Source organism: Salmonella sp. 32100201201700099SM (assembly GCF_017572645.1).
Lineage (GTDB): Bacteria > Pseudomonadota > Gammaproteobacteria > Enterobacterales > Enterobacteriaceae > Salmonella > Salmonella enterica.
Window position 1 is genome coordinate 164,323 of the sequence record NZ_JAGERQ010000012.1, and the last position, 8,696, is coordinate 173,018.

Genomic DNA, 8,696 nt, shown 5'->3' on the forward strand with positions numbered 1-8,696 from the left:
AAATGAAAACGCGTAAGGGCATTATTTTAGCGGGAGGCTCCGGCACTCGTCTTTATCCGGTGACCATGGCGGTAAGTAAGCAATTGCTACCAATTTATGATAAACCGATGATTTACTATCCCCTTTCCACACTTATGCTGGCAGGCATTCGGGATATCCTGATCATCAGTACGCCACAGGACACGCCGCGTTTTCAACAACTGCTGGGAGACGGCAGCCAGTGGGGGCTGAATCTTCAATATAAAGTACAGCCAAGTCCGGATGGCTTAGCACAGGCGTTTATTATTGGTGAAGAGTTCATTGGTAATGATGATTGTGCATTAGTGCTGGGTGACAATATCTTCTATGGTCATGATTTACCAAAGTTAATGGAAGCAGCCGTTAATAAAGAAAGTGGTGCTACCGTCTTCGCTTATCATGTAAACGATCCAGAGCGCTACGGTGTGGTTGAGTTTGACCAAAATGGCACAGCCGTTAGTCTGGAGGAAAAACCGTTACAACCGAAGAGTAATTACGCGGTAACGGGGCTGTATTTTTATGATAATAGCGTGGTGGAGATGGCGAAAAATCTTAAGCCTTCCTCTCGCGGTGAGTTAGAAATCACGGATATTAACCGTATCTATATGGATCAGGGAAGATTGTCTGTCGCTATGATGGGGCGCGGTTATGCCTGGCTGGATACGGGAACGCATCAGAGTTTGATAGAGGCCAGTAATTTTATTGCAACCATCGAAGAACGCCAGGGTCTGAAAGTGTCTTGCCCGGAAGAGATCGCATTTCGTAAAAATTTTATAAATGCACAACAGGTTATAAAACTGGCCGGGCCATTATCAAAAAATGATTACGGCAAATATTTGCTGAAGATGGTGAAAGGTTTATAAGTGATGATTGTGATTAAAACAGCAATACCAGATGTCTTGATCTTAGAGCCTAAAGTTTTTGGCGATGAGAGGGGATTCTTTTTTGAAAGTTATAACCAGCAGACCTTTGAAGAGTCGATTGGACGTAAAGTTACATTTGTTCAAGATAATCATTCAAAATCCAAAAAGAATGTACTCAGAGGGCTACATTTTCAGAGAGGAGAAAATGCACAGGGAAAGTTAGTTCGCTGTGCTGTCGGTGAGGTTTTTGATGTTGCGGTCGATATCCGAAAAGAATCACCTACTTTTGGTCAGTGGGTTGGCGTAAATCTATCTGCTGAGAATAAGCGACAGCTTTGGATTCCAGAAGGTTTTGCTCATGGTTTTGTTACTCTCAGTGATTATGCAGAGTTTCTGTACAAAGCAACTAATTATTACTCACCTTCATCGGAAGGTAGCATTCTATGGAATGATGAGACAATAGGTATTGAATGGCCTTTTTCTCAGCTGCCTGAGCTTTCAGCAAAAGATGCTGCAGCACCTTTACTGCATCAAGCCTTGTTAACAGAGTAAGCATCGTGTCTCATATTATTAAGATTTTTCCATCAAATATTGAATTTTCCGGTAGAGAGGATGAATCAATCCTCGATGCTGCGCTATCGGCTGGCATCCATCTTGAACATAGCTGCAAAGCGGGTGATTGTGGTATCTGTGAGTCCGATTTGTTAGCGGGAGAAGTTGTTGACTCCAAAGGTAATATTTTTGGACAGGGTGATAAAATACTAACCTGCTGCTGTAAACCTAAAACCGCCCTTGAGCTAAATGCGCATTTTTTTCCTGAACTAGCTGGACAGACAAAAAAAATTGTCCCATGCAAGGTAAATAGTGCTGTACTGGTTTCAGGCGATGTTATGACTTTGAAGTTACGCACACCACCAACAGCAAAAATTGGCTTCCTTCCAGGGCAGTATATCAATTTACATTATAAAGGTGTAACTCGCAGTTATTCTATCGCTAATAGTGATGAGTCGAATGGTATTGAGTTGCATGTAAGGAATGTTCCCAATGGTCAGATGAGCTCGCTCATTTTTGGGGAGTTACAAGAAAATACTCTTATGCGCATTGAAGGACCTTGCGGAACATTTTTTATTCGTGAAAGTGACAGACCTATAATCTTCCTTGCAGGCGGTACTGGATTCGCTCCAGTTAAATCAATGGTTGAGCATCTCATTCAGGGAAAATGTCGTCGTGAGATCTACATCTACTGGGGAATGCAAGATAGTAAAGATTTTTACTCTGCATTACCGCAGCAGTGGAGTGAACAGCACGACAACGTTCATTATATCCCTGTTGTTTCTGGTGATGACGCCGAATGGGGGGGAAGAAAGGGATTTGTCCATCATGCTGTGATGGATGATTTTGATTCTCTAGAGTTCTTCGATATATATGCATGTGGTTCACCTGTGATGATCGATGCCAGTAAAAAGGACTTTATGATGAAAAATCTCTCGGTAGAACATTTCTATTCTGATGCATTTACCGCATCTAAATAATATTGAGGATAATTTATGAAAGCGGTCATCCTGGCTGGTGGACTTGGTACCAGACTAAGTGAAGAAACAATTGTAAAACCAAAACCGATGGTAGAAATTGGTGGCAAGCCTATTCTTTGGCACATTATGAAAATGTATTCTGTGCATGGTATCGAGGATTTTATTATCTGCTGTGGTTATAAAGGATATGTGATTAAAGAATATTTTGCGAACTACTTCCTTCACATGTCAGATGTAACATTCCATATGGCTGAAAACCGTATGGAAGTTCACCATAAACGTGTTGAACCATGGAATGTCACATTGGTTGATACGGGTGATTCTTCAATGACTGGTGGTCGTCTGAAACGTGTTGCTGAATACGTAAAAGATGACGAGGCTTTCCTGTTTACTTATGGTGATGGCGTTGCCGACCTTGATATCAAAGCGACTATCGATTTCCATAAGGCTCACGGTAAGAAAGCGACCTTAACAGCTACTTTTCCACCAGGACGCTTTGGCGCATTAGATATCCAAGCTGGTCAGGTCCGGTCATTCCAGGAAAAGCCGAAAGGCGATGGGGCAATGATCAATGGTGGTTTCTTTGTGTTGAATCCATCGGTTATCGATCTCATCGATAACGATGCAACAACCTGGGAACAAGAGCCATTAATGACATTGGCACAACAGGGGGAGTTAATGGCTTTTGAACACCCAGGTTTCTGGCAGCCGATGGATACCCTACGTGATAAAGTTTACCTCGAAGGGCTGTGGGAAAAAGGTAAAGCTCCGTGGAAAACCTGGGAGTAAGTAGATGATTGATAAAAATTTTTGGCAAGGTAAACGTGTATTCGTTACCGGCCATACTGGCTTTAAAGGAAGCTGGCTTTCGCTATGGCTGACTGAAATGGGTGCAATTGTAAAAGGCTATGCACTTGATGCGCCAACTGTTCCAAGTTTATTTGAGATAGTGCGTCTTAATGATCTTATGGAATCTCATATTGGCGACATTCGTGATTTTGAAAAGCTGCGCAGTTCTATTGCAGAATTTAAGCCAGAAATTGTTTTCCATATGGCAGCCCAGCCTTTAGTGCGCCTATCTTATGAACAGCCAATCGAAACATACTCAACAAATGTTATGGGTACTGTCCATCTGCTTGAAGCAGTTAAGCAAGTAGATAACATAAAGGCAGTCGTAAATATCACCAGTGATAAGTGCTACGACAATCGTGAGTGGGTGTGGGGCTATCGTGAGAACGAACCCATGGGAGGGTACGATCCATACTCTAATAGTAAAGGTTGTGCAGAATTAGTCGCGTCTGCATTCCGGAACTCATTCTTCAATCCTGCAAATTATGAGCAACATGGCGTTGGTTTGGCGTCTGTGAGGGCTGGTAATGTCATAGGTGGAGGCGATTGGGCTAAAGACCGTTTAATTCCCGATATTCTGCGCTCATTTGAAAATAACCAGCAGGTTATTATTCGAAACCCATATTCTATCCGTCCCTGGCAGCATGTACTGGAGCCTCTTTCTGGTTACATTGTGGTGGCGCAACGCTTGTATACAGAAGGTGCTAAGTTTTCTGAAGGATGGAATTTCGGCCCGCGTGATGAAGATGCGAAGACGGTCGAATTTATTGTTGACAAGATGGTTACGCTTTGGGGTGATGATGCAAGCTGGTTACTGGATGGTGAGAATCATCCTCATGAGGCACATTACCTGAAACTGGATTGCTCTAAAGCAAATATGCAATTAGGATGGCATCCGCGTTGGGGATTGACTGAAACACTTAGTCGCATCGTAAAATGGCATAAAGCATGGATTCGCGGCGAAGATATGTTGATTTGTTCAAAGCGTGAAATCAGCGACTATATGTCTGCAACTACTCGTTAAGAAAATAAGTTTAAGGAATCAAAGTAATGACAGCAAATAACCTGCGTGAGCAAATCTCTCAGCTTGTCGCTCAGTATGCGAATGAGGCATTGAGCCCGAAACCTTTTGTTGCAGGTGCAAGCGTTGTACCTCCTTCCGGGAAGGTTATTGGTGCCAAAGAGTTACAATTGATGGTTGAGGCGTCTCTTGATGGATGGCTAACTACTGGTCGTTTCAATGATGCCTTTGAGAAAAAACTTGGGGAATTTATTGGAGTTCCTCATGTTTTAACGACTACATCTGGCTCTTCGGCAAACTTGCTGGCACTGACTGCGCTGACTTCCCCAAAATTAGGCGAGCGTGCTCTCAAACCTGGTGATGAGGTTATTACTGTCGCTGCTGGCTTCCCGACTACAGTTAACCCGGCGATCCAGAATGGTTTAATACCGGTATTCGTGGATGTTGATATCCCGACATATAATATCGATGCCTCTCTCATTGAAGCTGCAGTTACTGAGAAATCAAAAGCGATAATGATCGCTCATACACTCGGTAATGCATTTAACCTGAGTGAAGTTCGTCGGATTGCCGATAAATATAACTTATGGTTGATTGAAGACTGCTGTGATGCCCTTGGGACGACTTATGAAGGCCGGATGGTAGGTACCTTTGGTGACATCGGAACCGTTAGTTTTTATCCGGCTCACCATATCACAATGGGTGAAGGCGGTGCTGTATTCACCAAGTCAGGTGAACTGAAGAAAATTATTGAGTCGTTCCGTGACTGGGGCCGGGATTGTTATTGTGCGCCAGGATGCGATAACACCTGCGGTAAACGTTTTGGTCAGCAATTGGGGTCACTTCCTCAAGGCTATGATCACAAATATACTTATTCCCACCTCGGATATAATCTCAAAATCACGGACATGCAGGCAGCATGTGGTCTGGCTCAGTTAGAACGCGTGGAAGAGTTTGTAGAGCAGCGTAAAGCTAACTTTTCCTATTTGAAACAAGGTTTGCAATCTTGCACTGAATTCCTCGAATTACCAGAAGCAACAGAGAAATCAGATCCATCCTGGTTTGGCTTCCCTATCACCCTGAAAGAAACTAGCGGTGTTAACCGTGTCGAACTGGTGAAATTCCTTGATGAAGCAAAAATCGGTACACGTTTACTGTTTGCTGGAAATCTGATTCGCCAACCGTATTTTGCTAATGTGAAATATCGTGTAGTGGGTGAGTTGACAAATACCGACCGTATAATGAATCAAACGTTCTGGATTGGTATTTATCCAGGCTTGACTACAGAGCATTTAGATTATGTAGTTAGCAAGTTTGAAGAGTTCTTTGGTTTGAATTTCTAATTTTTGAGGGGGGGGGGATTCCCCTCTATGATTTCATGAAAATTCTAATAATGGGAGCGTTTGGGTTCCTTGGATCACGACTTACATCCTACTTCGAAAGTCGACATACTGTGATTGGCTTAGCAAGGAAGAGGAACAATGAAGCTACCATAAATAATATTATTTACACGACAGAAAATAATTGGATCGAAAAAATACTAGAATTTGAACCGAATATTATTATTAACACTATTGCTTGCTATGGAAGACATAACGAACCTGCAACAGCTTTAATAGAAAGCAATATTCTTATGCCTATCAGAGTATTAGAATCTATCTCATCACTTGATGCAGTATTCATAAATTGTGGAACATCACTGCCACCAAATACGAGTTTATATGCATATACTAAACAAAAAGCAAATGAGTTCGCCGCCGCCATTATAGATAAAGTTTGCGGTAAATATATAGAGTTAAAATTGGAGCATTTCTATGGAGCTTTTGATGGAGACGATAAGTTTACCAGTATGGTTATTAGACGTTGTTTAAGTAACCAGCCAGTAAAGTTAACATCTGGTTTGCAACAGAGAGATTTCTTGTATATAAAAGATCTACTAACAGCGTTCGATTGTATTATAAGTAATGTTAATAATTTCCCCAAATTTCATAGTATTGAAGTTGGTAGTGGAGAGGCGACATCAATTCGTGAATATGTAGAGACTGTTAAAAATATCACAAAAAGCAATTCTATAATTGAATTTGGCGTGGTCAAGGAAAGAGTAAATGAATTGATGTATAGTTGTGCTGATATAGCAGAACTTGAAAAAATAGGATGGAAAAGAGAGTTCTCTCTTGTTGATGCATTAACTGAAATAATTGAAGAGGAAGAGAAATGAAGCTTTAATTACCGGTGGATGTGGCTTCCTTGGGAGTAATCTTGCCTCCTTTGCTTTAAGTCAAGGGATTGATTTAATTGTATTCGATAATCTATCACGTAAAGGTGCAACAGATAATTTACATTGGTTATCCTCCTTAGGAAACTTTGAGTTTGTACATGGTGATATTCGCAACAAAAATGATGTTACAAGATTAATAACTAAGTATATGCCTGATAGCTGTTTTCATCTTGCAGGTCAAGTGGCAATGACTACATCTATTGACAATCCTTGTATGGATTTTGAAATTAATGTAGGTGGAACTTTAAATTTACTTGAGGCAGTACGGCAGTATAATTCAAATTGTAATATAATTTATTCATCAACAAATAAAGTATACGGCGATCTTGAGCAATATAAATACAATGAAACAGAAACTAGATACACTTGTGTAGATAAGCCTAATGGATATGATGAGAGCACACAATTAGATTTCCACTCACCATATGGTTGTTCAAAAGGTGCTGCAGACCAATACATGCTTGATTATGCAAGGATTTTTGGTTTGAATACAGTGGTGTTCAGGCATTCATCAATGTATGGTGGGAGACAGTTTGCTACTTATGATCAAGGCTGGGTAGGTTGGTTTTGTCAAAAAGCGGTTGAAATTAAAAATGGTATTAATAAACCCTTCACTATTTCTGGTAATGGTAAGCAAGTTAGGGATGTTTTGCATGCTGAAGATATGATTTCGTTATATTTCACTGCCTTGGCAAATGTATCAAAAATTAGGGGGAACGCTTTTAATATTGGTGGTACCATTGTCAACAGCCTATCATTACTTGAATTATTCAAATTGCTTGAAGATTATTGCAACATAGATATGAGGTTCACTAATTTACCTGTAAGGGAAAGTGATCAGCGTGTTTTTGTTGCAGATATTAAAAAAATCACTAATGCAATTGACTGGAGCCCGAAAGTCTCGGCAAAAGATGGTGTCCAGAAAATGTATGATTGGACTAGTTCTATATGATGTTTCTGCCCGCGAAAGCGGGCAGAATTAAAGAATGAAATATTTTTTATAATTAAAAGATGAAGCTGACGTGAGGAAACTGAGGTTGGTTAGAATTCCAAGACATCTTATTATTGCCGCTTCCTCTTGGCTTTCAAAGATAATAATTGCCGGTGTTCAGTTAGTAAGTGTTAAATTTCTTTTGGAAATTCTTGGCGAAGAATCATACGCTGTATTTACTCTTTTAACTGGATTATTGGTCTGGTTTAGCATTGCAGATATTGGGATTGGTAGTAGTCTACAAAATTATATATCTGAGTTGAAAGCTGATAGAAAATCATATGATGCATATATCAAGGCCGCAGTTCATATTCTATTCGCATCCTTAATCATTTTAAGCTCTACATTATTCTTCTTATCAGATAAATTATCGTCACTATATCTTACTTCATTTAGCGATGAATTGAAAAACAACTCAGGAAGTTATTTTTTTATAGCAAGTATATTATTTATATTCATCGGCGTTGGGAGTGTGGTCTATAAAATATTATTTGCGGAACTGTTAGGGTGGAAAGCTAATATAATTAATGCATTATCTTATCTTTTAGGTTTTTTAGATGTAGTTGCGATCCATTATTTAATGCCAGATTCGAGTATTACCTTCGCTTTAGTAGCATTGTATGCTCCGGTAGCAATACTGCCCATTATATATATATCGTTTCGGTATATATATGTTCTTAAAGCGAAAGTAAACTTTAACACCTATAAATTATTACTATCACGTTCATCAGGGTTTCTGATTTTTTCGTCCTTATCGATAATAGTTTTACAAACTGATTATATTGTGATGTCTCAGAAATTATCTGCTGCAGATATTATAAAATATACTGTAACGATGAAAATATTTGGTTTAATGTTTTTTATTTATACTGCGGTATTACAAGCATTATGGCCAGTATGTGCTGAATTACGAGTGAAAATGCAGTGGAGAAAGCTGCATAGAATCATTTTCCTAAATATTATTGGTGGGGTATTTTTTATTGGTCTTGGTACGTTATTTATTTATGTTTTAAAGGATTATATCTATAGCATAATTGCTAACGGTATAGATTATAATATTAGTGAGGTTGTTTTTGTTTTACTGGCTGTGTATTTTAGTATAAGAGTTTGGTGTGATACATTTGCTATGTTACTTCAAAGTATG

General features: G+C 39.7%; 8 protein-coding genes and 1 pseudogene. All 9 read left to right on the forward strand.

The window, feature by feature from the left end:
- Nucleotides 1-2: 2 nt before the first annotated feature.
- The gene (gene rfbA, locus J4685_RS18705; protein ID WP_000857533.1) at nt 3-881 is read left to right on the forward strand and encodes a glucose-1-phosphate thymidylyltransferase RfbA; all 879 of its coding nucleotides are present in this window, start codon (nt 3-5) and stop codon (nt 879-881) included.
- Nucleotides 882-1,433: a dTDP-4-dehydrorhamnose 3,5-epimerase gene (gene rfbC / locus J4685_RS18710; protein WP_000973711.1), complete on the forward strand. Its 552-nt coding sequence runs from the start codon at nt 882-884 to the stop codon at nt 1,431-1,433.
- A gap of 5 nt (nt 1,434-1,438) precedes the next feature.
- Nucleotides 1,439-2,432 (forward strand): annotated as a pseudogene (locus tag J4685_RS18715) (CDP-6-deoxy-delta-3,4-glucoseen reductase).
- Nucleotides 2,429-3,202: a glucose-1-phosphate cytidylyltransferase gene (gene rfbF, locus J4685_RS18720; RefSeq protein WP_000648782.1), complete on the forward strand. Its 774-nt coding sequence runs from the start codon at nt 2,429-2,431 to the stop codon at nt 3,200-3,202. Before J4685_RS18715 ends, rfbF begins: the two are co-directional and overlap by 4 nt.
- A 4-nt stretch (nt 3,203-3,206) precedes the next feature.
- Nucleotides 3,207-4,286 (forward strand): CDP-glucose 4,6-dehydratase, encoded by a 1,080-nt coding sequence (rfbG, locus tag J4685_RS18725; RefSeq protein WP_000565907.1) that lies wholly within the window; start codon nt 3,207-3,209, stop codon nt 4,284-4,286.
- 26 nt (nt 4,287-4,312) lie between these two features.
- Nucleotides 4,313-5,626, forward strand: coding sequence for a lipopolysaccharide biosynthesis protein RfbH (gene rfbH / locus J4685_RS18730; protein ID WP_000126347.1), 1,314 nt, complete (start codon nt 4,313-4,315; stop codon nt 5,624-5,626).
- Nucleotides 5,627-5,661: 35 nt separating this feature from the next.
- The gene (gene rfbS, locus J4685_RS18735) at nt 5,662-6,501 is read left to right on the forward strand and encodes a CDP-paratose synthase (protein WP_000697756.1); all 840 of its coding nucleotides are present in this window, start codon (nt 5,662-5,664) and stop codon (nt 6,499-6,501) included.
- Nucleotides 6,482-7,513, forward strand: coding sequence for a CDP-paratose 2-epimerase (rfbE, locus tag J4685_RS18740; protein ID WP_011233005.1), 1,032 nt, complete (start codon nt 6,482-6,484; stop codon nt 7,511-7,513). Before rfbS ends, rfbE begins: the two co-directional genes overlap by 20 nt.
- 70 nt (nt 7,514-7,583) lie before the next feature.
- Nucleotides 7,584-8,696, forward strand: a 1,113-nt coding sequence (locus J4685_RS18745) for an MATE family efflux transporter (RefSeq protein WP_208202751.1), incomplete at its 3' end; no start/stop codon positions are given.

Excerpts from the sequence above, each read along its gene's own strand:
- rfbA (WP_000857533.1), top strand. The coding sequence starts at position 3 with ATGAAAACGCGTAAGGGCATTATTTTAGCGGGAGGCTCCGGCACTCGT.
- rfbF (WP_000648782.1), top strand. The coding sequence starts at position 2,429 with ATGAAAGCGGTCATCCTGGCTGGTGGACTTGGTACCAGACTAAGTGAA.
- rfbG (WP_000565907.1), top strand. The coding sequence starts at position 3,207 with ATGATTGATAAAAATTTTTGGCAAGGTAAACGTGTATTCGTTACCGGC.
- rfbH (WP_000126347.1), top strand. The coding sequence starts at position 4,313 with ATGACAGCAAATAACCTGCGTGAGCAAATCTCTCAGCTTGTCGCTCAG.
- rfbS (WP_000697756.1), top strand. The coding sequence starts at position 5,662 with ATGAAAATTCTAATAATGGGAGCGTTTGGGTTCCTTGGATCACGACTT.